Source organism: Pontibacillus sp. ALD_SL1 (genome assembly GCF_017355605.1).
Map to the genome: position 1 here is coordinate 2913084 of NZ_CP062974.1, position 23295 is coordinate 2936378.

At 39.6% G+C, this 23295-nt stretch carries 26 protein-coding genes and 1 other annotated feature; of the genes, 6 read left to right on the forward strand and 20 right to left on the reverse strand.

The genetic code is table 11. The annotated features are described in order from the left end of the window. Nucleotides 1–360 carry a hydrolase gene (locus IMZ31_RS14760; RefSeq protein WP_207528062.1) on the reverse strand — a complete coding sequence of 120 codons (360 nt, stop codon included), beginning with the start codon at nt 358–360 and terminating at the stop codon, nt 1–3. 125 nt (nt 361–485) lie between these two features. Here IMZ31_RS14760 and IMZ31_RS14765 point away from each other — a divergent pair, with 125 nt between their 5' ends. Further along, nucleotides 486–743 (forward strand): DUF6154 family protein, encoded by a 258-nt coding sequence (locus tag IMZ31_RS14765; protein WP_207528063.1) that lies wholly within the window; start codon nt 486–488, stop codon nt 741–743. 453 nt (nt 744–1196) lie between these two features. On the opposite strand, the gene IMZ31_RS14770 is transcribed toward IMZ31_RS14765, so the two are convergent. From IMZ31_RS14770 to IMZ31_RS14785, 4 genes are read right to left on the reverse strand one after another with little or no spacing between them, the layout of a single operon-like run. Then, entirely contained in the window at nt 1197–1943 is a 747-nt protein-coding gene (locus IMZ31_RS14770; protein ID WP_207528064.1) for a hypothetical protein, read from the reverse strand. After that, complete coding sequence (locus IMZ31_RS14775; RefSeq protein WP_207528065.1) at nt 1924–2754, reverse strand: ABC transporter ATP-binding protein; 831 nt, start codon at nt 2752–2754, stop codon at nt 1924–1926. Before IMZ31_RS14775 ends, IMZ31_RS14770 begins: the two co-directional genes overlap by 20 nt. A gap of 13 nt (nt 2755–2767) precedes the next feature. After that, a complete protein-coding gene (locus IMZ31_RS14780; RefSeq protein ID WP_207528066.1) occupies nt 2768–3823 on the reverse strand; it encodes a FecCD family ABC transporter permease in 1056 nt (351 codons plus the stop codon). Continuing rightward, nucleotides 3820–4824, reverse strand: a complete 1005-nt coding sequence (locus IMZ31_RS14785) for a FecCD family ABC transporter permease (protein WP_207528067.1) — start codon at nt 4822–4824, stop codon at nt 3820–3822. The genes IMZ31_RS14780 and IMZ31_RS14785 overlap by 4 nt, the downstream gene beginning before the upstream one ends. A gap of 180 nt (nt 4825–5004) precedes the next feature. Between IMZ31_RS14785 and IMZ31_RS14790 the strand changes: the two genes are divergently transcribed. Both IMZ31_RS14790 and IMZ31_RS14795 read left to right on the forward strand, forming a co-directional pair. Then, complete coding sequence (locus IMZ31_RS14790; protein ID WP_207528068.1) at nt 5005–5973, forward strand: ABC transporter substrate-binding protein; 969 nt, start codon at nt 5005–5007, stop codon at nt 5971–5973. Between the two features lie 160 nt (nt 5974–6133). Continuing rightward, entirely contained in the window at nt 6134–6805 is a 672-nt protein-coding gene (locus tag IMZ31_RS14795; protein WP_207528069.1) for a serine/threonine protein kinase, read from the forward strand. Between the two features lie 147 nt (nt 6806–6952). Here the strand turns inward: IMZ31_RS14795 and IMZ31_RS14800 are convergent, their stop codons facing one another. Further along, nucleotides 6953–7579 (reverse strand): YpjP family protein, encoded by a 627-nt coding sequence (locus tag IMZ31_RS14800; RefSeq protein ID WP_207528070.1) that lies wholly within the window; start codon nt 7577–7579, stop codon nt 6953–6955. A 124-nt stretch (nt 7580–7703) separates the two neighbouring features. Continuing rightward, nucleotides 7704–8126: a metallothiol transferase FosB gene (fosB, locus tag IMZ31_RS14805; RefSeq protein ID WP_207528071.1), complete on the reverse strand. Its 423-nt coding sequence runs from the start codon at nt 8124–8126 to the stop codon at nt 7704–7706. 132 nt (nt 8127–8258) lie between these two features. On the opposite strand from fosB, the gene IMZ31_RS14810 reads away from it, so the two are divergent. Further along, nucleotides 8259–8732, forward strand: coding sequence for a hypothetical protein (locus IMZ31_RS14810; RefSeq protein ID WP_207528072.1), 474 nt, complete (start codon nt 8259–8261; stop codon nt 8730–8732). 41 nt (nt 8733–8773) lie between these two features. On the opposite strand, the gene fabI is transcribed toward IMZ31_RS14810, so the two are convergent. The 9 genes from fabI to IMZ31_RS14855 form a co-directional block, all read right to left on the reverse strand. Further along, the gene (fabI, locus tag IMZ31_RS14815) at nt 8774–9553 is read right to left on the reverse strand and encodes an enoyl-ACP reductase FabI (RefSeq protein ID WP_207528073.1); all 780 of its coding nucleotides are present in this window, start codon (nt 9551–9553) and stop codon (nt 8774–8776) included. A 1-nt stretch (nt 9554) separates the two neighbouring features. Next, nucleotides 9555–9752: a hypothetical protein gene (locus tag IMZ31_RS14820; protein ID WP_207528074.1), complete on the reverse strand. Its 198-nt coding sequence runs from the start codon at nt 9750–9752 to the stop codon at nt 9555–9557. A 301-nt stretch (nt 9753–10053) separates the two neighbouring features. Next, nucleotides 10054–10398 (reverse strand): DUF6176 family protein, encoded by a 345-nt coding sequence (locus tag IMZ31_RS14825; protein ID WP_207528075.1) that lies wholly within the window; start codon nt 10396–10398, stop codon nt 10054–10056. A 214-nt stretch (nt 10399–10612) separates the two neighbouring features. After that, on the reverse strand, nt 10613–10837 hold the full coding sequence (locus IMZ31_RS14830) for a hypothetical protein (RefSeq protein ID WP_188653570.1): 225 nt from the start codon (nt 10835–10837) through the stop codon (nt 10613–10615). A 95-nt stretch (nt 10838–10932) separates the two neighbouring features. Beyond that, nucleotides 10933–11982: an IS1595 family transposase gene (locus tag IMZ31_RS14835; protein WP_207528076.1), complete on the reverse strand. Its 1050-nt coding sequence runs from the start codon at nt 11980–11982 to the stop codon at nt 10933–10935. 101 nt (nt 11983–12083) lie between these two features. After that, nucleotides 12084–12563 carry a HEAT repeat domain-containing protein gene (locus IMZ31_RS14840; RefSeq protein WP_207528077.1) on the reverse strand — a complete coding sequence of 160 codons (480 nt, stop codon included), beginning with the start codon at nt 12561–12563 and terminating at the stop codon, nt 12084–12086. Between the two features lie 313 nt (nt 12564–12876). Continuing rightward, nucleotides 12877–13524, reverse strand: a complete 648-nt coding sequence (locus IMZ31_RS14845; RefSeq protein WP_207528078.1) for a peroxiredoxin-like family protein — start codon at nt 13522–13524, stop codon at nt 12877–12879. A gap of 88 nt (nt 13525–13612) precedes the next feature. Further along, nucleotides 13613–14485: an EamA family transporter gene (locus IMZ31_RS14850; RefSeq protein WP_242705575.1), complete on the reverse strand. Its 873-nt coding sequence runs from the start codon at nt 14483–14485 to the stop codon at nt 13613–13615. Between the two features lie 73 nt (nt 14486–14558). Further along, nucleotides 14559–15674 (reverse strand): NAD(P)/FAD-dependent oxidoreductase, encoded by a 1116-nt coding sequence (locus tag IMZ31_RS14855; protein ID WP_207528079.1) that lies wholly within the window; start codon nt 15672–15674, stop codon nt 14559–14561. Between the two features lie 316 nt (nt 15675–15990). Further along, nucleotides 15991–16199, forward strand: a binding site (T-box leader). Between the two features lie 60 nt (nt 16200–16259). Between IMZ31_RS14855 and IMZ31_RS14860 the strand changes: the two genes are divergently transcribed. Together IMZ31_RS14860 and glnA are read left to right on the forward strand one after the other, a co-directional pair. Continuing rightward, on the forward strand, nt 16260–17600 hold the full coding sequence (locus IMZ31_RS14860) for a sodium-dependent transporter (RefSeq protein WP_207528080.1): 1341 nt from the start codon (nt 16260–16262) through the stop codon (nt 17598–17600). A 208-nt stretch (nt 17601–17808) separates the two neighbouring features. Beyond that, on the forward strand, nt 17809–19119 hold the full coding sequence (glnA, locus tag IMZ31_RS14865) for a type I glutamate--ammonia ligase (protein ID WP_207528081.1): 1311 nt from the start codon (nt 17809–17811) through the stop codon (nt 19117–19119). Nucleotides 19120–19610: 491 nt separating this feature from the next. On the opposite strand, the gene IMZ31_RS14870 is transcribed toward glnA, so the two are convergent. The 4 genes from IMZ31_RS14870 to IMZ31_RS14885 form a co-directional block, all read right to left on the reverse strand. After that, nucleotides 19611–20237: an FMN-dependent NADH-azoreductase gene (locus IMZ31_RS14870; protein WP_207528082.1), complete on the reverse strand. Its 627-nt coding sequence runs from the start codon at nt 20235–20237 to the stop codon at nt 19611–19613. A 274-nt stretch (nt 20238–20511) separates the two neighbouring features. Next, entirely contained in the window at nt 20512–20655 is a 144-nt protein-coding gene (locus tag IMZ31_RS14875) for a hypothetical protein (protein WP_207528083.1), read from the reverse strand. A gap of 206 nt (nt 20656–20861) precedes the next feature. Continuing rightward, the gene (locus IMZ31_RS14880) at nt 20862–22067 is read right to left on the reverse strand and encodes an Ig-like domain-containing protein (RefSeq protein ID WP_207528084.1); all 1206 of its coding nucleotides are present in this window, start codon (nt 22065–22067) and stop codon (nt 20862–20864) included. A 297-nt stretch (nt 22068–22364) separates the two neighbouring features. Further along, nucleotides 22365–23159, reverse strand: coding sequence for a S8 family peptidase (locus tag IMZ31_RS14885; RefSeq protein WP_207528085.1), 795 nt, complete (start codon nt 23157–23159; stop codon nt 22365–22367). Nucleotides 23160–23295: the final 136 nt, after the last annotated feature.

Consider the following 23295-nt stretch of genomic DNA (forward strand, 5'->3'; position numbering starts at 1 on the left):
CTAGGTTAAAGGATTTCGTTCTCCATAGATCTTGTCAGAGTCTTCATCGTGATCCATTCCAATAGACTTGATGAACTGCTTCGTTTCTTCGTCACCCAACTCATAAATCATTTTGTAAGCTTCTCGCATGGAGTAGTCATAATCATCATTTTGTGAGTCCTCTGAATAGTGGCGAAAAGGAATATGCGACCTCCAAAACGACCGCTCATCTGCACTAAATACTTCGTTAAGCACTTGGCGTAGTCTGAACATTTCCTCCTCTGTTGCCTCAATGGTAAATACGTCATTATTTCCATCACGAATTTGTGATATCTCTTGAGAACCCAGGTTAATATAAAACGTTCGCTTCTTATTTTCCATTAACTTCACCCTCCTATTCTTTACTTTTTGCACTTATTTAACGAATTATGAACAACATTTCAAAAAAGCCGCATAAGGTAATGAACAAAGATAGACTTTTGAGAATGAGGGAAAGGAAGTTGATTATGAAATTTGCTGATAGCTTATCCGAACTTTATAAGAAGTATTTCGAAACGGACGATTACTTACCTCTATTTGTCCACTCTATTATTGAACAAATGGATCACAAAGATTTACTACAAATTGTTAAGCAATGCCAAGAAGAGGAGCTCCAGGAATTCGTAGCAGGTTATATTATCGAAAGAATGAGAGCGTCTTCTACGCATCCCATCACCCCTCCTTCGCCTTATTCTACTAATAATCCGCAGAAGAAAGCTTTATAATCCATCCGCTTTTTGAACGTGTGGTATCTGCTACATGCACACCTATGCGGGAGGCCTACTCAGCCTCAATATTATACTTCTAATGGAGGATGTTCTCCTATGCTGTTGCCATAAGGTGAACCAGCAAACTATTTGCTTCCCGCTTCCTTACATGACGCAATATATTCCATACAAGCTGACCACAGAAGTAACAACGTACCATTCTTAGAGCTCCCTCTCTTCTAACTAATCATTTCAGCTCTGCCTTAGCAGGTTTGTATGAGCTTGGCTTTAAAACTGCTTGGCGACGACTCCTTCTAAATCCCCCCTATGTATTCCTAAATTCCAAAGCTCAGGTGGATGGAAATCGAAATCATTTCGTCCACCTCAAGTGTTTCATAAATAATCTACACCATTACGAATGGTGAAGGTTCACATCTTCTAGAAAGCATGGTTATCAAAAAAATCCGCTTCTTAGTTTTTAAGAAGCGGACAGACTTTGCAATAGGTATGCTCATTATTTAACTGGTAGGTCAGACAACAGAACAGCCGCTTCTCCTCTCCCTTTTCTTTACGCAAGGCGAAATGAGTAATAGGGTTCTGTTTTTGTTGAAATACTGCCCCTTCTATTCCACGTATAGTGTGGTAGTCTCGCACAACTGTATTGGCTTGCTCTTTATTAACGATTTCATAAGCAAGCTGTTCATAAAACCAGTATACATAAGTAGCAAAGTTTTCCCACATTATCTTCATGGGGAGCCTTGTTAGTTCGTGAACTGTAGTAAAGATGGGCAAGACCATTGTTTCGATTAAAACAGTGAAATAGTGTGCTACTGAATTTTCCCTTGCACTATTTGGTATAAGAAGAGCGCGGCAGGATTCATTGCTCCATTTTGGAAACCAATTTTTTTGGTCATCCAAGCGAATCAACTTCTTATCTTCCACTTCTACTACAGGCAATTTGGAGTGAAGGGTCATAGGAGCAAGCATGCCCGTCACAAAATAATAGCCCAGCCTTTTCGTAATCATAGAAGCGGTAGCCCTTGAACAATCAGACTCTATAAATGATTCAACCTGCTTGAGTATTTCCTCAAATTGATTCACATTCCTAAACGCATCTAGTGAAATCTCTTCTAATCGTTGCTCGCCGTCATGATAAGTTGGGTGATAGTACCGAAAATGATGATCTAATAAATCAATTTCATCCAACGTTAGGTTCATTAGACATCACACTTTCCTTAATTAAACAACGACCACGTCCATAAGGAATGCACATTGGAGTCCCAAAAATCGGGTCACTCGTAACGTTACAAGTCATACTAAACACATCTTGAACAAACTTACATGTCACGATTTCTTCTGGTTTTCCTTGAGCATAAACATTCTGATCTTTCAAAGCCACAATGTTATGAGCATATCGGGAGGCTAAATTTAGATCATGAAGTACCATAAGAACCGTTCTGCCTTCTCTCTCATTTAGCTCAAACAATAGGTCCAGTATTTCAATTTGATACGTCATATCCAAATAAGTCGTTGGCTCATCAAGTAAGATAATATCCGTATCTTGAGCAAGTGTCATTGCAATCCAAGCTCGTTGTCGCTGTCCACCTGATAACGAATCAACCGTTCTCTCTTTCAATTCTACAAGGTTTGTATCCTGAAGAGCTTGCTCTACTGCATCTTCATCTTCTTGCGACCATTGTTTGAACCAGTTCTGATAAGGATAACGACCTTGCTTCACGAGTTGCAGGACGGTTAATCCTTCTGGGGTCACTGGACTTTGGGGAAGTATAGCAAGCTGCTGCGCGACTGATTTGGTGGACATCTTGGAAATGGCCTTTCCATCCAAAACCACATTTCCACTGTGAGGTTTCAATAAACGAGCCATTGAACGGAGAAGGGTGGATTTTCCGCAACCGTTTCCTCCAACGAAGACCGTAATTTCTCCCTTTGGTATCTCTATATTTAAATCATTAAGAATTGTCTTTTCTCCATAGCCAAGCGTTACATGATCCGTTTTGAAATTATTCATGTGAACCTCTCCTTTAAGCCCGCTTATTTGAAAATAGTAAAAAGATAAAATAGGGCGCTCCAATTGTAGCTGTAAACACACCAGCAGGAACAATGTTAGGCAAGAAAAGCGTCCGCCCAATCAGGTCAGCTCCCATAACTAAAATCGCTCCAATAAGACCAGAAAGGGGTAATAGAGCTCCATACGAAGAGCCTACAAGCCTTCTGGCTATATGCGGGGCCATTAACCCAACAAAGCCAACCCCTCCAGCGAAAGAAACCGCTATTCCTGCTAATGCTGTACTGACTAATAAGAAAAGGAAACGATCCCGTTGCAGATGAGAACCTACCCCCGCTGCTAGTTCCTCACCTAGCTCTTGTACGTTAATTCTCCTTGAAAGTAACAAAGATACAACGACAAGAACAAGAATAGAAGGAACAATGATCTTCACTTGATCCCAATTTGCTCCATAAACACTTCCGGTTAACCAAACATTGGCTTGTGATGCACGGTAAATAGGGCCTACAATCATTAACGTATTTGTTATGGCTTGAGTAAGAGCAGAAAGACCGATACCAATTAATATGATTCTCATCGGCGAGACACCATTCTTATAAGCCAACAGATAAACAAAGACCCCAACCAAACTCGCACCGATAAATGCCGCAACTGGCATCCAGTGAATACTGACCGTTAAAGAATCGGTTTCATCGCTAAATAGCGTTAAGAATAAAACAACAGCTACAGCGCCACCACCTGATATCCCGATAATATCAGGTGATGCAAGAGGGTTTCGAATCATCCCTTGAAGAATAGCACCACTTAAAGCAAGCCCTATCCCGACAAACAGAGCCACAATCATTCGGGGAAGTCTCAATGTTTCAATAATTAAATTCTGAACATCCGTTCCTCCTCCGAAGAATACAGTGACCGCATCAAATGGAGGGATAAACGTTTCTCCTAGAGAAGCAGACATGATAAACACAACGGATAATAAACCTATAAATAGGCTAAAATAAATCAGAGCCCGTTTTTCAAGGAAAAAGGATATTCGATCTTTTTTGGAGCGTATCTTCACATATTTACTCATGTTGATTTCAATCCTTTTCGGGCAATATAAATAAAGAATGGAGTACCAATAATTGCCGTCATTACTCCGACAGGTACTTCTTCTGGCATAATAATATATCTAGCACTAATATCAGCTAACAGTAAGAGAATTCCACCTAATACGGCGCAATAAGGTAAGATCCACCTATGATCATACCCGACAATGTATCTCGCGAAGTGGGGGACAACGATTCCGATAAAACCAATTGGTCCTGCAATAGCTACAGCTCCGCCAGACAGAAGCACAGTAAGTACTCCAGCTGACAGCTTAATATAGGCTGTCTTCTGTCCTAGCCCTTTTGCCAAATCTTCTCCCATCGTCAATATATTTAAATGCTTACCGATTAAGAATGTACCGACCCAGCCTGCAAGGATGTAGGGAAAAAGCTGTTGCAAGTAATCAAGGTTTCTTCCTTGTACACTTCCAGCTAGCCAAAAGAGAACTTCGTCTAAAGCTTTTTCATTTAATACAAGAATGCCTTGAGTTAATGAAGAAAATAGTGCCGCAATAGCTGCTCCTGCTAGTGTTAATCGCACAGGCGTTAATCCTTCTTTTCCTATGGATCCAATTGCATATACAATAGTCGCAGCAACCGCTGCACCTGCAAATGAGATCCAAGCCATCATTCCAAGGGGAAGAGATTGAAAGACAGCAATAGCCATTACCACGAAGAAAGAAGCACCGGCATTCACCCCAAAGATTTGAGGAGAAGCGAGCGGGTTTCTAGTTAAAGCTTGGAGTATAGCTCCCGCTAAAGCCAATGATCCTCCCACACATGCTGCAATAAGTACTCTTGGTAACCGCAGTGATCGAATCACGATTAATGTGTTATTTTGCTCTTTTGTCGTAAAGGCTTTCCAAGCATCACTAAACGCAACGTCTGTATACCCAAGAACGAGACTTAGTCCCATACATATTACTAGCAGAACAACACTTATCAAAAAACCGATTCCCTTTGTTCTATTCGACTGTAAAACCATATTCTTCCCCTACCTAACGTAACTTACATACTACTCTTAGTTACAAGTGTATGGATTCTTTTAAACGCTGTCAACGATTATGAGAATCATTTTCATTTACACTTGACTATTCGTAAGATTAAAGCTATTATCAGGTTAGTTGTAAATGATAATCATAATCAATTAGGAGGACATAACAAAATGAACAAAAAGCACTTTATACTTAGTTTTATGTTGCTATTGACGATTGGATTACTGGCGGCCTGCGGATCAGCTTCAGATGACTCATCTTCAAATGATGAAAATAATGGCGACAATAGTGACTTTGAGCCTTACACAGTTAAACACGCTATGGGAGAGACAACGGTTAAAGAAAAGCCTGAAAAAGTGGTAATCTTAACGAACGAAGGAACAGAAGCCCTTCTAGCTCTAGGCGTTACCCCAGTAGGAGCGGTTCAATCCTGGACTGGAGATCCTTGGTACAAGCACATTAGTGATCGTATGGAAGATGTAGAAGTAGTAGGCACTGAATCAGAAGTTAACATTGAAAAGATTATTTCATTAGATCCCGACTTAATTATCGGAAATAAACTACGCCAAGAAAAAATTTATGATCAATTAAATGAAGTTGCCCCAACCATTTTCTCTGAAACCCTTAAAGGAGAATGGCAAGATAACTTTAAAACATACGCTAAAGCTTTAAACATGGAGGATAAGGGAGAAGAGCTTATTTCGAAATACGACAAGCGCTTAAATGACTTTGCTGATCAGGCAGGAGACAAACTAAACCAAAAAGTTTCTGTAGTTCGCTTCCTTCCTGACCACGCTCGTATCTATCAAAAAGATTCCTTCTCAGGCGTAATTCTAGAACAGATTGGATTCGAACGCCCGGAATCTCAAGACGTTGATAATTTCATGGAAAAAGCAACGAAAGAACGTATTCCAGCTATGGATGGAGATATCTTATTCCATTTCACCTATGAAACTGGGGACGGAGCTGCTACAGAGTTAGCTGAAGAGTGGATGAACGATCCATTGTTCCAAAACCTTGAAGTCGTTAAAGAAGGAAATGTTCACGAAGTAAGTGACGCGATTTGGAACACAGCTGGTGGCTACATTGCTGCCAACGAAATGGTTGATGATTTAGAAGAGATTATTCTAAATCAATAAACACATAAACCGCCTTATGACTTGTTTATAGCAAGAGATAAGGCGGTTTTTTTGGCTTCTTATAGACATTTGCTCCCCCTTAAAAGTGTAACGATTAGGGAATATTGTATGGAACTGAATCATAAATTAATCAAACACCTTAAAGAAAGGCGTTGTCGCCATGTCACAACTTGACGTACCCGCAAGGATTGACTATATACAAGTGATATCTAACCCCCATAACGAGCCAGTAACTATAAAAGAAATCCCTCCAAGTTTTGAATGCGTAGGGGTCGGAACAGACGCAGCTGTTTTCCGTCACAACGATCAACCACATCTCGCTTATAAGGTTTATGGCGAGGACAAACTTCATAAAAAGGAAAATGAAGAGAGGGTATACAAAACGCTTGGACCTTCCCCATACTTCTCTACTTATTACGGATCAGGGGATCGTTACATTGTCCTCAGCTTTGAAGAAGGATTATCTCTCTACGATTGCCTTCTACGAGGGGTAAACATCCCACCACAAGCAGTAGAAGATGTAGAAGAAGCTCGGAATTTCGTAAGAGGAAAGGGGTTAAATCCTAGAGACATCCATTTAAAGAATATACTTTTACAAGACGGACGTGCCAAAGTAATAGATGTATCAGAATATGTTCATGAAGGAAATGATTACAGATGGGAGTTCTTAAAAAGAGGGTACGAGGAATACTATCCACTTATTAGAGAAAGACCTATCCCTCTCTGGGTAATAGAAACATGCCGTAAATGGTACAACCAAACGAAGGATAGCACTTTTCAGTTTGATGACTTCATGCAAAAGATTAAGAAGCTAAATCCTTTTTGGAAGTGACCCTCTCTAGTTAAATTAAATAACGAAAAAGGAGCCCAGACTTTGGTTGAGTCTGGGCTCCTGTTTTTATAGTTTGTCTATCTCTAATGGGAATGAATTGAAAAAATAATCAGTCCTCATAAACTAAATCCTGATAAAAGATTTATGTTAAGACATCCATTTAGGAGGGGTATTTTTATCCCAATACAAGTCAACAATTGCATAGTGTTTCTCAAACTGGTCTTCGCTTACGTGATAATGGAAATTAAACCAATAGCCTTCCCCTGGACGGTTGTCTCGTCTTACATCAAAACGGGCAAGTTCAGCATTCGTAATGCTATTATAAACATGGAAGATCTTCTCCCCATAACCCGGTGCTGGATCTAACGTAATAGCATAGTTTGAAATCTCGTGCTCATCTACGTTTTCCATCACATATCTCACTTCATTTTCAACATTATTTAGAGTATCATCCATAAAAACTGGATCGATTTTCTCCACAATACGAGGACCAAGTTTCGCAATGGTTTGTTCTTTTGCGACCTCTCCAAGGTTTGAAAGATACTGTTCTGGATCTAATCGAGGGACATCTTCCGATAAATCAGGCAAGTCCAAGAAATGGTCAGAATCAGTCGCATTTGTCGATGAAGCTTTTTTCTCTTCTATATTTTCTTTCGGTGAGAAGGCTTTATTCTTTTCTGTTGCATCTGCATCTAGTGTCGTAGGGGGCACATATAATCCTAGCGTCACAATTGCAGTTAATATTGTAAAGGTTTTCCTAACCCAACGCTTCATAATAAGCAAACTCCCTTTTATGTACTTTTAAACTTTCTTACTTACTATCCTATCACGATCTCGTTTATTTTCCATCAAACTTTAATCCTTACTTTTTTAACATTCTGCAATTTGAATGCGCTTTCTATGTATAGAATCTCATATTCTCTTTTTCTTGTCGATAGTAAGATAACCGATCCTCTAGAGTACCGGTATGAAACTCAAATTTATGTCCGTCAGGGTCAGTGAAATAAACCGAGTTCTTGTCTAGCTCGTCCCGCTTTCGCCCATCTAAAATTCGAACGTGTAACGACTTCAAATGAGATACCACAGCTTGGAAATCTTCTTCTTTAACTGAAAATGCTATGTGTGTATAAGATTCGTCTATCTCAAGACGTGGAATGTTTTCTTCTTTATTCAGAGCGATCCATAACCCATTAAGGTCGAAATAAGCAGTTTTTTCTCCTTTTACTAAAAGTGTCGCTCCAAATACCTGTGCATAGAATTCTATAGACATTTCTAAATTTGAAACAGAAAATGTGATATGGTTAATTCCCTGTAAATTCAATTCCCCACTCCCTTTCTCTTCATACAATTACGATTCAATCTGCAATTCGTTTCATAAAAATAGCATGTTAAGAGGTGTTTTCAGCATATACTTCCTTCAATAATAGCGTTTAGCGTTAAGGAGGGAGTCGTAATGAAAAATCCTGCTTTTATTGCTGTCTTAATTGGCGCGATAGCACAAGCTCTGCTAAACATGTATATCATGGTTTGGACTGTAATCGGATTTTTATTTGCGTTTTTTATAGGCGGATCGTCTTTCTTCATATCTACTGAATATCAGTGGTTCCCTGACCCTGGAGCGAATGAATTTTTGCAATTTATTAGTACTATGGCAATCTTGTTCATGGTTTTTGCAGCTATATTTCTCGTCATTAGCTTAACAACCAATGTATTGACGTTTCTTGCCGTCCACTATATACGTACAGCCAGGCGACAATCTCGCACACTTATCTTCCTCATAATTGCTACCATCACCCAAGTAGGCTTTGGGTTACTCACCCTATTTGAGCCCATTACGTGCTCCTTATTCTTCATCACTGCTTTATGCTATTTAACAGGGATCATTCTGTTGTACAAAACGAAACACCCTACATCAGAAACAACTTAGTAATAGAAAAAGAGGTTCCTATTTCAGGAACCTCTTTTGCTCTATCCCATAATGTGATAGCCAGAATCCACATATATAATTTCTCCCGTTACCCCTCTGGAGAGATGACTCAGCAAGGAAAGGGTCATATCGCCAACTTCTTCTTGAGTGACATTCCTTTTTAGAGGAGACTCCTCTTCAATCTTGTGTAAGATATCATTGAAAGATGGCACACCTTTAGCAGCAAGGGTACGGATCGCTCCGGCGGATACAGCGTTCACTCGAATGTTATACTCACCTAAGTCTGATGCTAAATATTTCACAGTTGCTTCTAGAGAAGCTTTTGCAACACCCATCACGTTATACCCCTTGACCACTCTCTCTGCACCTAAATAACTCATTGCAATTATAGAGCCTCCTTCAGTCATATAAGGTTGACTCGCTTTTGCCACAGCAATGATAGAGTACGCACTTGTATCTTGGGCAAACGCATAGCCACTTCGACTTGTATCGAGGAAGTTTCCTTTTAAATCTTCCGAATGAGCAAAAGCGATTGAATGAACAATACCGTGAATGGTGCCGACCTTCTCACCAATACTTAGAAACGCTTGATCAATGCTTTCATCGTTATTTATATCACACTGCACGATGTGAGTCGCTTCTAGCTGCTGATCACTAAGGATTTTAGTTAATTTTTTATATGAACGTTCTTTACGGTAAGTAAAGACGACATTAGCCCCAGCATCAAAAAGCGACTTGGCTACTCCCCACGCAATGCTACGTTCGTTCGCTACACCCATTACAACAAAATTTTTGTCTTTAACTTTTAATAAGTCATTCATCTCATTTGCTCCCATTTCTATCTATTTTAGGCTTCCAAAGCTTAATCGTTGAAGTAAGACCAAACCCAACCCCTAACACAATATATAAAGGCTCTCGCGCTAGACCACCCTCACTAATGAGTGCTGATGCAATGAGTCCAATAGCAAAGATCAGCATAAAAGAGTGAAACCCTACTTCAAACTTCCTGTAACTGCTCACTTTGCCCCCTCCCTCATGGTTTATGTGTGTTCTATAATTTTCCTATAATTATAATAAACTAGCAAGTACATTGGTCAGAAAGTACAAAAGCCCTCTTCTTTAAATAAGGCTCTGTTAAAGTTAAGTGTTGATATTTATAGAAAAAACAGAACTTCCAATTATATGGAAGTTCTGTTTGTTTTATTGTCTTATTAAACTAACGCACCCGTTTGTTGAAGAACAATATTATCTCCAAAACTAGAGCGTTACCAAGGTTTCCACAAAAAGAGACCTCTCAATAGAAGTCCAGTTTAATTTACTCTTAGTTCATGCTGTTTCTTACTTTTTGAGGGATCATAACTACTTCTGTCTTCAAGTCAATTGGCTTAAAGGTGTCGTCTATACATTCATCCCAGAACTCTAAATGCTTTTTATCTATCCAATGATCCGATTGCTCTACTTCTTGTCCGCCTTCACCTTGTACTGAATGCCAGTATAAAAACTCTTCTCCGTTCAAATGCTCTCTAAAAATGGTTTCAACATACATTTTTTCACCCTCTAACGTAACGAGAACATCTTTCATATTATCGTTCAAAAACTTTAACCATTCATCCACTCGTTCTGACTTGCCCTCTTTAACCCTAAATCTCGTTATTTCTGCGTTCACAATATACTCCTCCCTTTTTTGGGTTTCAAAATCCACTGTATCTTAACAGAAAATTTAGATATTTAATATTAAAAAGCACCCACAATCTCAATTTCCACTAAGTTTTTAACTCATCTTTGCTTAAGCGAACCTGTTATTGCACCCGTTAGTAAAAAGCGGTCGTCATTATTGAACAATCGCACCCTTTAGTTGAACCAAGCCTAATACCTTAACTTTAGTGTTCAAGTTTTTGCTTTCCACTTTTATGTAACCCAAACAAGCTTTGGATGGAAAATAATATACCTATTGATAAATAAAGTGGAGCCCTTTCCATATCATCAAAACCTAAAAACGATGAAGCTATTAAACATAATGCAAAAATGAGAATAATGGAGTGAAACACTAATTTAAACCTTCTGTACCCTTCATTGGATTCAGTTATCTTTTCATCTTTTTTCAATTCATTCACCTCTTTCTCTTAATCGTGCAAGTACAATAAACTAGGTATAGCTTGTTGAACAAACCTGCTTCGTTAGTTGAATAAAGAAATAACCTTTATACAGTAAACTTAGATAATCTAAGTGTATCATAAGTTTCCACACTTGGAATTAAATTCCCTTTTATTATCATATCATTCATTGTGACTTCGTTTCTTTGGTGATGGATGCTCTCTAACACTTGAAACCACGCAAGATAATTGTTCAGATACTTGGTCGCCACACCGTTAAATCGCTGTATCCACCCTTTAAGTCTTCGGTGGTAGTTGTTAACGTTTTGGATGTGATAAAGACCTTTGGTGCGAACTTTACCGTCAGATTTGAATTGGTAAATCGATAACTCCTTTTCAGCAGCGTAGGTTTTAAAAGCACGCCAAGCATCTGTGCATAACACATTCTCGTGGGAAAGTTTATGCCCGATGGCTTTGTCTAATTGCTCTTTTGTTAATCGTCCCATCCCTAACGTCTGGGAAAAGGTCATTTTGTCACGGTCTCTTGCGACTAAGACACATACCTGTTCGTTGCTTATGCCACGTTTCTTAGCGGACCCGCCACGTTTACGAGGCTTTCTATCCTTTATCTTTCTTTTCCCCTTTTCAGAGTACAGGAAATAGGTCTCGTCCATTTCAACGATACCTTGGAATTTTGAACTTTCCATTTGCTTTAATGCCGACAAGAGCTTGTGCCTCCAATAGAACAAGGTCACATGAGTAACGCCACCAATCAACTCTGATGATTTACGAAGCGAATAACCTTCTATCATACATTCGATAAACTTCATCCAACGGTGGAGATGACGAGTTCTATATAATGCCGTATTGGTGAGGTCAGTAAAAGTCTTTCGACAGGCTTTACAGCGATAACGTTGTTTTTTCACTTCTTCACCATCCACGGTGGTGGAGTATTTCCCAAACCGCACAATATGTTCTGACTCGCAATCAGGACAACGATAGCCATCCTTATTTTTACGTTCTGAGATTTCATCCAGTACGGTTCCTGTTAAGGATGACGCAGTAAGAGCGTCTATTAAATATTCTCGTAAACGATGCTTCTCTGAAGGATTAAGTTTTTGAATGGCTTTAAGGATATCGCTTGCTCTCACAGTCATCACCTAGCTCATATTTGATGACTCTATTGTAGAACAAATGTTCGAATTAGGCAAATATCAACAACAAACTTTAACAGAGCCTTAAATAAAGAAAAGGGCTTCTATGTGACAGATGATACTTTCTTTTTGTCATAGCTCATAATTGCCCTTCGCCTGACATATTCATGAGGGTCATTAATCGCTAGCTGGTGCAAGATATTTTGAGCTTGTTCTTTATACTCACACATTCTGCCAAGCCCATAAGCAATTTGCCACCTTGCTTCGTAATCTGGATAAGCTGGGAAGGTTAAGGCTCGATAAGCAATGTGCAACAGTTGATCAGGCTTGTTAATTAATTCACTTATAATGTAGCCTTCTTTATGGTCTCTCGCTAGTATGTATAAAAAACTTGTAGTAACCTTTGGACTCCACTCCTCCGCTGGTAAACGTTTAATCAAAGTTTCAGTTGCTTGCCATATCTCATCCCAATGATCATATTCAGATTCCCAATCACCGTAAGGACCACGATCAATCGCCCATATTTTAAAACTTCGTATTTCATGCAGCAGTTCAAAAGTATATTCACTATGCACCACTTTCACTCACCTCCCCCTGTCTCTAGTACTATAGTCCTCATTTACCCCTGGAAATCGGTCTGAAACCTATATTTTTACTTTTTCAGGAGGCTAAAATAGAAAAGGCAAGTTCGATTAAGATCGTCACGTCAATAGCCAACGTTGAAAGACACCACCTCGTGTGTGGCCTGCAAAAAGCGGTCGTTCCCCAGATACCCCTAGCTCTCAATATACGTAACGGCCCCACATAATAAAGTTTCTCAGCATCGAGTCTCCAAGATTACTGCTCTATTATAATAAGAGCCCTAAGGGATGATCCCCTAGGGCTCTGGTCATTTACTTATAAGCTTTTAAGCTTCTCTACAACTTCAGAAGGTTCAACGCGGTCCTTATAATCGGCTTTTGTGTATTCGTAAGCGATTGTTCCATCTTGTTGGATAATATACGTAGCTGAAACCGGAAGAGTCCAAGTATCATCTCCGTTATGCTTATCCACCTCAAGACCTTTCTCTTTATAAACATCTACAAGATAGTCAGGAAGCTGGTAAACTAAATTAAATTGATTAGCCACTTTATTCCCCTCATCACTTAACACATGGTATTGCAGATCATTTTTCTCTGCAGTAGTCAGAGAGTGGTCAGGAGTTTCAGGGCTAATTGCAATTAATTGAGCCCCTTCAGCGTGAATTTCCTCGATTAATTGCTGGTAAACACGAAGTTCCATATTACAGTATGGGCACCATCCTCCACGATAGAAAGTAACAATAGCGGGTCCAGATTGGAGCTGTTCGTACAGATCTACAGAATCTCCTTTAGCATCTGGTAAGCTAAACCGCGGGGCCGTCTCTCCTACACTTAAGCCTTTTCCTTGGTCAGAGGACTCGAGTTCATCAATAGCGCTTTGCATTTTTTCTTGAGTCTCTTGTGAAGCATTAGCTTTAAATTTTTCGATATATTCATTATATTGATCTTGCATATTTGTCTTCATTAAAAATCTCTCCTTTATACCGATTAGGCTAAGATGCCCAACTTAAAGTATAAGGGAAATTACTAGTAGACCATACCAATTTGCATCGCTACCCACTTCTTGAATGGATATTAGGATAAACGATCCCAAAAATGGTAATAGCAACACCGCACCATTGAATCACCGTAACATGCTCCTCAAGAATCACCATGGATAATAGTACGGCAACGGGTAACTCAGCAGACCCAAGGATGCTGCCAAGAGCTGATCCAATTTGCGGCATACCATAAGCAAAGAGGAGTGGCGGGATTACAACACCAAACAGGCCCAGTAAGATTCCAAATTGACCGAAAGATGTGATCATGCTTGGGTCTACACCTCTAATAAGAATAGGAGAAAAAATCATAACAACGACAACCATACTACCAGTAACCATATAATAGCTTCTTTGGATAGGTCGCAATTTAGGCAGGACAGTAGCGTTGGTTAGTATAAATAAAGCAAATGAAACCGCCGCCAGCAAACCATATATGACTCCTAACAGATTCGCTCCATGATCCGCCCCATTCATCACCCCGCTTGCTAGAGTCGTCCCCAACATTAAAATGAACACACTAAAAATTGTAACCTTATCAGGGATACGCCTATAGATGAGAAATTCAAATAAAATGCCAATCCATACAAACTGAAAGAGTAAAATGATGGCTAGAGAAGCTTCTATAGTGATTAAAGATAGATAATAGAATACACCTACCAAGCCTGTGGGAATACCTGCAAGCATGAGTTTCACCTTATCTTTTTGTCCGATAACTTCTTTCCTTTTCGTAAGGAGAAAACATACAAATAAAACGGACCATCCAATTAGAAATTGCCCCACAGTAACGAGTGATGTCGTTGCACCATCTCTATATGCAAGCTTTACTATGGTAGATAACACTCCGTACGAACATGCTCCAATAAAAACAGCTATTATGTACCGCATCCTTACTACACCTTTCTCCACAAACAGATGCACAACCTCTTTATTCATAGGGGTTGTGCACTGACTGTACATTTTATTTCATTGCTCCTGCCACGTCATATGGAGTTAAATCAATACCTGATGGGTGGTCTAATGCAAGGTTAGCCAATTCAAAGCCAAGATAAGGACCACTTGTTAGTCCAGAAGCTCCCAGGCCATTGGCGACAAGAAGATTTTCAACCCCCGGAACATGGCCGATGACAGGTAGAAACCCTGGCGTATACGGGCGGAATCCTACACGGCTCTCAATAAACGTTCCGTTCTTTAAGCCAGGCGCGATTGGTAATAACTGCGAGAAAATATCATGGAGACCACCTGCTGTGACATGATGGTCAAAGTCTTCATTTTCTTCGTGGGTTGCCCCCATTACAATCCTTCCATTCTCAAAAGGTAGAACATATTTATTTGTGGGAGGCATAATAACAGGCCAATCGCTTGTATTGGTTTCTGATATAGAGACGTGTGCAATCTGAGCTTTTTGAGAAGAAACAAGGAATTGTACTCCAAGTGGCTCTAGCATCTCTTTAGACCAAGCTCCACCGGTCACAATCACTTTCTCTCCAGATAAAAAATCACCATCAACATTGACCCCTGTTACAGTCGTACCTTCAAAGGAAAGGGTCGCATCTCCATACAAGATACGCGCTCCATGTTTTTCTGCACCATTCATTAAAGCGTTACGAAGCGCCCTTCCATCCACTCGAGCTCCTCCGCTAACATAAACAGCTGCATACTCCTCAGAAATAGGAGGAAACATTGCTTTCGTCTCTTCACGAGTTAATTTTTTAATTTCTCCTATTTCTGGTGCATCCTCGCGACGCTTTTCAGCGAGCGTAACGATTTTATCAAGCTTAGCATCTTCAGTATGAAGCTTTAGTGCACCTACACGTTTATATCCTGTATCTGTTTGTCCGTCTTCCTCAAGTTCCCGAACCAATTCCGGGTAATACCGAGCACCATTTTTCACTAGTTGATACCACGCTTTATTCCTTCGCTGAGAAAGCCATGGACAAACCATACCAGCTGCGGCATCCGTAGCCTGTCCTATGTCTTGGCGATCAACTAACGTCACCGTGACTCCTTGCTTGGCTAATTGATAAGCTGTGGAAGCTCCCATAATTCCCGATCCAACTACTATATATGACTTCATATTAACACCTATTTCATCTTTACTTTGTTCGCTGTCATTTTACAAGATATTAACCTCAGACTCAATTTCCCATCAATCGACATATTTCCCGGGCAATTTCCACGAACCAAAAACCTCCCAAACACCCCCTCCGAAAATCACACCTTTTTCTTCCACTCACTAGTTCGATTCATAACAGTATGGGGCTAAGCTTGTCTCATTCTAAACATATTAGTATAACTTAAAGCTCCTGAATTTTTTTCAATCGAAAATTACATTGAACTCGTTATTGACACCCCCTCATGTTCATGATAAAAATTGAATAACTTCATATGAACGAATTGCTTCGAAGGAAAGTAAGTAACTCCTCTGTCCCTGTCTCAGAGAACCGATGAGTGGTGTGAAATCGGTACAAACAGAGAGAGCGAATTTCATTTCTGGAGCTTCTATGAGTGAGCCATGGACGGTGACGACCGTTATACGTGTAAAGTGATGGAACTCTTGTTTCATAACTAGGGTGGTACCGCGATAAAAGTCGCCCCTACATTTTTGTAGGGGCGACTTTTTTGTTTTTTTAAGAATTATACGTTTGAGAGGAAGATGAGAATGAGTCAGCAAGAACAATGGTCTTCAAAGATCGGATTTATTTTAGCAGCAGCCGGGTCCGCAATAGGACTAGGAGCTATATGGAAATTCCCATACATTGCAGGAGAGAATGGGGGAGGAGCTTTCTTTATCACCTTTATCGCTTTTACAATTTTGTTAGGATTACCGTTATTGTTAGCTGAGTTTTCCATTGGCCGTACAGCTCAGAATAATGCCGTAGACTCTTATCGCACGATTGCAAAAGGAACAAAGTGGCACTACGTCGGAATATTAGGGATGGTCACCTCCTTTATTCTATTATCATTTTATAGCGTTGTTGGTGGATGGATCGTTATTTATCTATTAAAAACGGTAACCGGAGGCATGTCAGGTCTTTCTTCAGCACAATATGGCGAAGTATTTGGTCAAACGATATCGAACCCCCTCCTAAGCATTAGCGTCCAGTTCTTATTTATATTAATTACTATACTTGTTGTTTCAAGAGGGGTTCAAAAGGGAATTGAGAAAGCTAGTCGTATCATGATGCCTGCTTTATTCGTATTATTCCTAATATTGGTTGTAAGATCTTTAACGTTAGAAGGGGCAGGAGAAGGAATTGTTTTTCTCCTTCAACCTGATTTCTCAAAAATAACATCCCAAACGGTTTTAGAAGCAATGGGACAATCATTCTTCACATTAAGCGTAGGGGTTTCCGTAATGGTTACTTACAGCTCTTATCTACCTAAGAATCAAAGTTTACCTAAGGCAGCTTCATCAATCGTAGGGATTAACATATTAATCGTTTTATTAGCTGGTTTGGCAATCTTCCCTGCTGTCTTTTCATTTGGACTTGAGCCAGGGTCTGGTCCTGTACTTCTATTTAACGTTCTTCCTACGGTATTCAGCCAAATGCCTTTAGGAATGGGCTTTTTCGCAGCCTTTTTACTTTTATTCTTATTCGCCGCTTTAACCTCTGCATTTTCCATGCTCGAGATTATTGTGTCTGCCCTATCAAAAGGGAATGAAAGATTGCGCCAGAAATACGCTTGGATTATAGGCCTATCCATCTTCATTACAGGGATTCCTTCCGCATTATCATTTGGGGTTCTCGGAGATGTAACACTATGGGACAAAACCATTTTTGATTTAGCCGATTATGCAGTAAGCAATATATTAATGCCTACGGGTGCATTGTTAATATCTATTTTTGTTCCATTAAAGATGAAGAAATCTGACCTATATGAAGAATTAAAGAGAGGGAGCACATTAAAGAAAGCGGTCTTTAATGTATGGTATTCCTTAATACGTTATGTAGCACCTATCCTAATCATTGCTGTTATGATCGACGTTATAACTGGATAATATCTGAATAGTAAAAAAGATTTATTTTTTTACTTTTATGAGCGACTACAACAGGCTTCGTTGAATATGATCCAACAAAATTACATCATGTAAGCTTTCCTAACATGTAACTTTGTGTTAGAATTCCTTACATGATAAATAAAAGGTTATGCATTCCTGACTTTGAATGCTAGTAATCTACTACAAACTATTAAGGCGAGGGTATTAAATGACTTTTACTAAAGAATCCATTAAGCAAGAAGTTCACGACAAAGGCGTAGAATTTATTCGACTTGAATTCACAGACATGCTTGGAGACACAAAAAACGTTGAGCTCCCTATTGAAGAGCTTGAAAGTGTTCTAGAAAACGAAGCTATGTTCGACAGTTCTTCTATTTCTGGTTTCTCTGATATTCAAGAAAGTGACATGTATCTATATCCAGACTTAAGCACGTTTAAAGTATTACCTTCAACAGTAGATGAAGATCCTGTTGCACGATTCATTTGCGACATTTATACAACGGACGGAACTCCTTTCGAAGGTGATCCGCGTTATATCCTAAAACGAGCAATGGAAGAAGCTGCTGAAATGGGCTATACCGTAAACGTAGGTCCAGAACCAGAGTTCTTCTTGTTCAAACTGAATGACGAAGGTTACCCTATCAAGAAGATGAATGACCGTGGCGGTTATTTCGATGCTTCTCCAATTGACAAGGGTGATAAAGTGCGCCGTGATATCGTCCGCACACTTAAGAAATTTGGCTTTGAGATGGAAGCTTCTCACCACGAAGTAGCTATGGGACAGCACGAGATCAACTTCCGTTTTGATGACATGCTAAAAGCTGCAGATAATATTCAAACATTCAAGAGCGTTGTAAAAGACGTAGCAACTAACCATGATTATCATGCGACATTTATGCCAAAGCCAATTGCTGGAGAAAACGGTTCTGGTATGCACTGCCACCTTTCTCTATTCAAAGATGGCGAGAGCGTATTCTGTGATGAAAAAGACGAAGACGGTATTTCTGTAACAATGAAGCACTTCATGGGTGGTATCTTAAAACACGCTCCTGGTATTGCTGCTATTACGAACCCGAATGTTAACTCTTACAAGCGTTTAGTTCCGGGTTATGAAGCACCTGTAAGCATCGCTTGGTCACACTCAAACCGTAGTTGTATGATTCGCGTCCCTTCAACTCGCGGTAAAGGAACTCGCTTTGAAGTCCGTAACCCAGACCCTACAGCAAACCCATACCTTGCTTTAGCGGTAACGATTCAAGCAGGTCTTGAAGGAATTCGCAATAAAATTGATCCAGGTGCGGCTGAAACACGTAACCTTTATGAGGTACATGACGACAGCGTCCCAACACTTCCTACAAACCTAAAAGAAGCTTTAACAGCGCTTCGCAAAGACAAAGTTCTTATGAACGCTTTAGGTGACCATACTTCAAGCATCTACCTTGAAGAAAAAGAAGAAGAATGGACAGAGTATTCCCTACAAGTAAGTCAATGGGAAACAGACAAATATATGAACAAGTAAGTTTCAAAAGCGCAAGTGCCCGGTTAGCAACGTATAGGCTGGACTGAGCTGCAGTGAGATCAAGGAAACACGATGAGCCCCTGCGAATCGATGTTGACTGATCGACCGGAGGTGAGGGAAGCCTACTAGTTGCTGGGCACTGGAGCTAGACGAAACAAAAGCGCAAGTGCCCGATTAGCAACGTATAGGCTGGACTGAGCTGCAGTGAGATCAAGGAAACACGATGAGCCCCTGCGAATCGATGTTGACTGATCGACCGGAGGTGAGGGAAGCCTACTAGTTGCTGGGCACTGGAGCTAGACGAAACAAAAGCGCAAGTGCCCGATTAGCAACGTATAGGCTGGACTGAGCTGCAGTGAGATCAAGGAAACACGATGAGCAGCAGCGAATCGATGTTGACTGATCGACCGGAGGTGAGGGAAGCCTACTAGTTGCTGGGCGTACGAGCAAAAAAGGAGACGATCTTAAGATCGTCTCCTTTTTATGCTTAATTAGAATGTTTGCGCTGCGTCCTTTGCTCTAGCAATCGCATTTGCTTTGATTTCTTCTGCTTTTTCAGGCATTGCGGCTTGCCCTTCTACAAATAACCCTTCGAATGATGGCACACCAAACAATTGCATGATCGTATTCAAGTAGCGGTGTCCCATTTCCATTCCAGCTGCAGGACCTTCAGAATAAATCCCACCGTTCGCTTGAATATGGAAAGCTTTCTTATCTGTAAGAAGACCAACAGGACCATGCTCTGTATATTTAAACGATTTTCCAGCAACTGCTACTGAATCAATATATGCCTTCATAACTGGTGGGAAAGAGAAGTTCCACATTGGGTTTACAAACACATATTTATCAGCATTAACAAATTGATCGCTAAGTTCACCTAAACGATCTACTTTCGCTTGCTCAGCATCGCTTAGTTGATCGCCTGATTGTAATTTCCCCCAACCACTGAAGATATCTGCATCAATTTGAGGAATATCTTCCTTATAAAGATCAACATGAACAATTTCATCCTCAGGGTTTGCCTCTTTGTATGCCGTAATAAATTCCTTCCCTACACTCATACTGAAAGAGGTTGCTTCATCGTGCGGGTGCGCGGTAATATATAATACTTTTGCCATTTCTAATCTCACCTTTCAATTCTTTTCGTAGATATAGTTTGTACTATAACTACATCCCTAGTATTTACTTTGAATTAAAGTATCTTTATTTCGAGATTAATTGTATTATTTTTTTCTTATTTCAGCAAGTTATTTGCATTAAAAAATATTCCTTTAGTCTTTCTTCTGCTATTAATATTTTTTGATAAATAGCACCACTTATTCAGTATCCGTTTCTATGAATTTAAAACGTAAAAAAAAGACGAAAATCAAATTGATTTTCGTCTTCTCCTCTTTATTCTGTTTCATCGACGTAATGTGTATAAGGGTTTGCCGAAATTTGTTTTCTCATTTCATCAGTTAGTTCAACCTTCTGGTGTTCGACTAACTCTCCACTCACTGGCGCGCTACCGTCATAATGCAAAGGTTTGTTTTCCATAAAAGTCCTCCCTTTATTAGAAGTAGTATATGTACAATAATATGGACAAATGAGAACCAATTCATGTGTCCTATGATTATTTTACTACATAAAACACATATACACATCCTAATACTTACACTTTTAACATTAAATATCTCTTAAAGAATAGTATGTCAAATACCATCTAAGAAGGACTGTAAGAAAATAATTCAGGAGGTTACTTTTTATTCAATCGTAAAACTCATCTGTACCGCTTGTTTTAATCCTATCCCTTTCTCGCTTTCAATATCTTTCGCAATAAATAAAGTATAGGTTTCACCTGAATTGTATGATTTTTCGGGAGCTAAGGAGACAGATTGACGTACTTTATCGTACGAAACTTGAACGGGAACAACTTTCATTTCTTCATCAAACACAATGAAATTCAGCTGATCAATCGCTTGTTCTGAAAGGTCTGCGTTAAAATTGATATTCCAAACCTTATCTGAATTGATGTTTTCTTTTGACCCAAAATATTCCTTTTCTTCTCCCTTCACTTTCTTTGTTACTTCTTTTTCTTTATTCTCAAGATCTTCTTCTAACCCATTCACAGTTTGACGTAACTTTTCTAATTCGGTATATAGTTCCTCAAGTTGATCCGTATAACTGTGATTTAAACCCAATCTCTTTTCCAACCATTCTGATAAATGATCTATGTATCTTTCCACAGCATCTAATTTGTTATGCTGAGCTTGAAGTTTCCCACTAAAACTATCCGCTTGATCATCATAATTTTCTAGTTCTTCTTCCTCTTCTTGCTCTTTTTCATCTGTTACCACTTCTTCTTGCTCTTCCTCTTCATCTGTTGCCGGTTCTTCCTGCCCTTCCTCTTCATTTGTTACCGGTTCTTCCTGCTCTTCCTCTTCATCTGTTACCGGTTCTTCCTGCTCTTCCTCTTCATTTGTTGCCGGTTCTTCCTGCTCTTCTTCTTCATCTGCTACCGGTTCTTCCTGCTCTTCTTCTTCATCTGCTACCGGTTCTTCCTGTTTTTCCTCTTCATCTGTTGCCGGTTCTTCCTGCTCTTCTTCATCTGCTACCGGTTCTTCCTGTTCTTCTTCATCTGTTACCGATTCTTCTTGCTCTTCCTTAGCCCCATCAAAAAACTCTTCCATCCTGTCACTTATTTTTTTATTATGGACAGTTATTTGGCCCAGACGATGTTCAAGATCTTCAAGTCGTTTACTTACCGCTTTTTCCTGAGCTACTTTCTTCTTCACTTTAGAATCTTGCTTAGAATTTCCCCTTTCACTCGCTTCATTTTGTTGTCCCTTTGTGATCTTCACACGATTAGGTTCTTTAACCTGGGATTCAGCACTTGCAAGGACTGGCGTTGTGCTTAATAAAGCAGCTGTAGTTAGAGTAGCAAAAACTTTTTTAACATGACGGTTCATATTCTAATTCCTCCTATTAAAGGTGAGTTTCTTTTTATTTCGGTTTAATTCCATAAAATAAAAAGTCTTCTAACAATAACAGGATATATGAACCACTTATATTCCTAATGTTGGAATTAACTTAATGTTCTCCCAAGATATATTCCACTTGCAGCAGCCCGGGAAAGAGAATGAGACTCCCCCTGAAAATCACCAACTAAATACAATCACTCCTCCTCTCGAACCATCTATTCTATGAATAACAAAAAGACGCTTCTAATCTATTGTAGAAAAAAAGCGCCTGTTAGAAATGCCCTCTTATTGTGTAGCCAGAAAACGATCAAGCTCAAGCACCCGGTATCCATCCTTTTCATAGAACGAAGTAAGTCGAAGCAGAAAACGTGCATCATCATTTGTCATATGAGGCTGAATCTCTTTGAAATAAGCAAGCATACCTGATACTGAGCCTGCAGCAAAACTCGTCCCCGTTTTTCTAACTACTTCCCCGCCAAGGCTAGCACCTTCTATCAGCACTCCTGGAGCCAAAAATTCTATATCACCACTCCGGTTTCCATTCTCATACAGATGATCACTATATGTGTTATACCCACCGATGGCAATGACTTCACCCAGGCTAGCAGGGAAGCTAATTCGATCGGTCCTTCCATCATTTCCACTAGCTCCAACGAAAACGACTCCTTTACGTTCCCCAAAGCGTATGACCCAAGATGTAAAAGGGTTCGCCACTTCGGACATACTCAAATTCACAATATCCGCCCCTTTTACTACACTATAAAAAATACCTATAAACGACGTACCAATCCCCGCACCATCTTTACCTAAAGTTTTCACTGGCAATAACTTTGCATTGGGTGCCACAGAATGAATGATACTTGCAACATGTGTGCCATGACCATGATCATCCATAGCATCTCCATCCCAGTTAAAGAAGTCATATCCCTTTTCAATATGTCCTTCAAGCATCGGGTGAGTAGGGTCAATACCAGTATCAACTATAGCTACAATTGTCTCTTTCGTATCAAACTCAGCTAGTTCTATATAAATAAAAAAACAACTTAAAAGAATGACATAAAACAAAAAGACTTGTTTCATGCAAATCCCTCCATATTTATATATATGAAGAAACCGTTACGTTGATATGTTTAATTTTACAAAATATTTAGAATATTTACCATACCTTAATGTTTTAATTTTTTCCTCACTTTTAACACTTGAGGTTGATACACTT

What these genes read in the sequence shown, in the direction of transcription:
- IMZ31_RS14760 (WP_207528062.1), bottom strand. Translation starts at nt 360, where the DNA reads ATGGAAAATAAGAAGCGAACGTTTTATATTAACCTGGGTTCTCAAGAG.
- IMZ31_RS14765 (WP_207528063.1), top strand. Translation starts at nt 486, where the DNA reads ATGAAATTTGCTGATAGCTTATCCGAACTTTATAAGAAGTATTTCGAA.
- IMZ31_RS14770 (WP_207528064.1), bottom strand. Translation starts at nt 1,943, where the DNA reads ATGAACCTAACGTTGGATGAAATTGATTTATTAGATCATCATTTTCGG.
- IMZ31_RS14775 (WP_207528065.1), bottom strand. Translation starts at nt 2,754, where the DNA reads ATGAATAATTTCAAAACGGATCATGTAACGCTTGGCTATGGAGAAAAG.
- IMZ31_RS14780 (WP_207528066.1), bottom strand. Translation starts at nt 3,823, where the DNA reads ATGAGTAAATATGTGAAGATACGCTCCAAAAAAGATCGAATATCCTTT.
- IMZ31_RS14785 (WP_207528067.1), bottom strand. Translation starts at nt 4,824, where the DNA reads ATGGTTTTACAGTCGAATAGAACAAAGGGAATCGGTTTTTTGATAAGT.
- IMZ31_RS14790 (WP_207528068.1), top strand. Translation starts at nt 5,005, where the DNA reads ATGAACAAAAAGCACTTTATACTTAGTTTTATGTTGCTATTGACGATT.
- IMZ31_RS14795 (WP_207528069.1), top strand. Translation starts at nt 6,134, where the DNA reads ATGTCACAACTTGACGTACCCGCAAGGATTGACTATATACAAGTGATA.
- IMZ31_RS14800 (WP_207528070.1), bottom strand. Translation starts at nt 7,579, where the DNA reads ATGAAGCGTTGGGTTAGGAAAACCTTTACAATATTAACTGCAATTGTG.
- IMZ31_RS14810 (WP_207528072.1), top strand. Translation starts at nt 8,259, where the DNA reads ATGAAAAATCCTGCTTTTATTGCTGTCTTAATTGGCGCGATAGCACAA.
- fabI (WP_207528073.1), bottom strand. Translation starts at nt 9,553, where the DNA reads ATGAATGACTTATTAAAAGTTAAAGACAAAAATTTTGTTGTAATGGGT.
- IMZ31_RS14835 (WP_207528076.1), bottom strand. Translation starts at nt 11,982, where the DNA reads ATGACTGTGAGAGCAAGCGATATCCTTAAAGCCATTCAAAAACTTAAT.
- IMZ31_RS14845 (WP_207528078.1), bottom strand. Translation starts at nt 13,524, where the DNA reads ATGAAGACAAATATGCAAGATCAATATAATGAATATATCGAAAAATTT.
- IMZ31_RS14850 (WP_242705575.1), bottom strand. Translation starts at nt 14,485, where the DNA reads ATGCGGTACATAATAGCTGTTTTTATTGGAGCATGTTCGTACGGAGTG.
- IMZ31_RS14855 (WP_207528079.1), bottom strand. Translation starts at nt 15,674, where the DNA reads ATGAAGTCATATATAGTAGTTGGATCGGGAATTATGGGAGCTTCCACA.
- IMZ31_RS14860 (WP_207528080.1), top strand. Translation starts at nt 16,260, where the DNA reads ATGAGTCAGCAAGAACAATGGTCTTCAAAGATCGGATTTATTTTAGCA.
- glnA (WP_207528081.1), top strand. Translation starts at nt 17,809, where the DNA reads ATGACTTTTACTAAAGAATCCATTAAGCAAGAAGTTCACGACAAAGGC.
- IMZ31_RS14870 (WP_207528082.1), bottom strand. Translation starts at nt 20,237, where the DNA reads ATGGCAAAAGTATTATATATTACCGCGCACCCGCACGATGAAGCAACC.
- IMZ31_RS14875 (WP_207528083.1), bottom strand. Translation starts at nt 20,655, where the DNA reads ATGGAAAACAAACCTTTGCATTATGACGGTAGCGCGCCAGTGAGTGGA.
- IMZ31_RS14880 (WP_207528084.1), bottom strand. Translation starts at nt 22,067, where the DNA reads ATGAACCGTCATGTTAAAAAAGTTTTTGCTACTCTAACTACAGCTGCT.
- IMZ31_RS14885 (WP_207528085.1), bottom strand. Translation starts at nt 23,159, where the DNA reads ATGAAACAAGTCTTTTTGTTTTATGTCATTCTTTTAAGTTGTTTTTTT.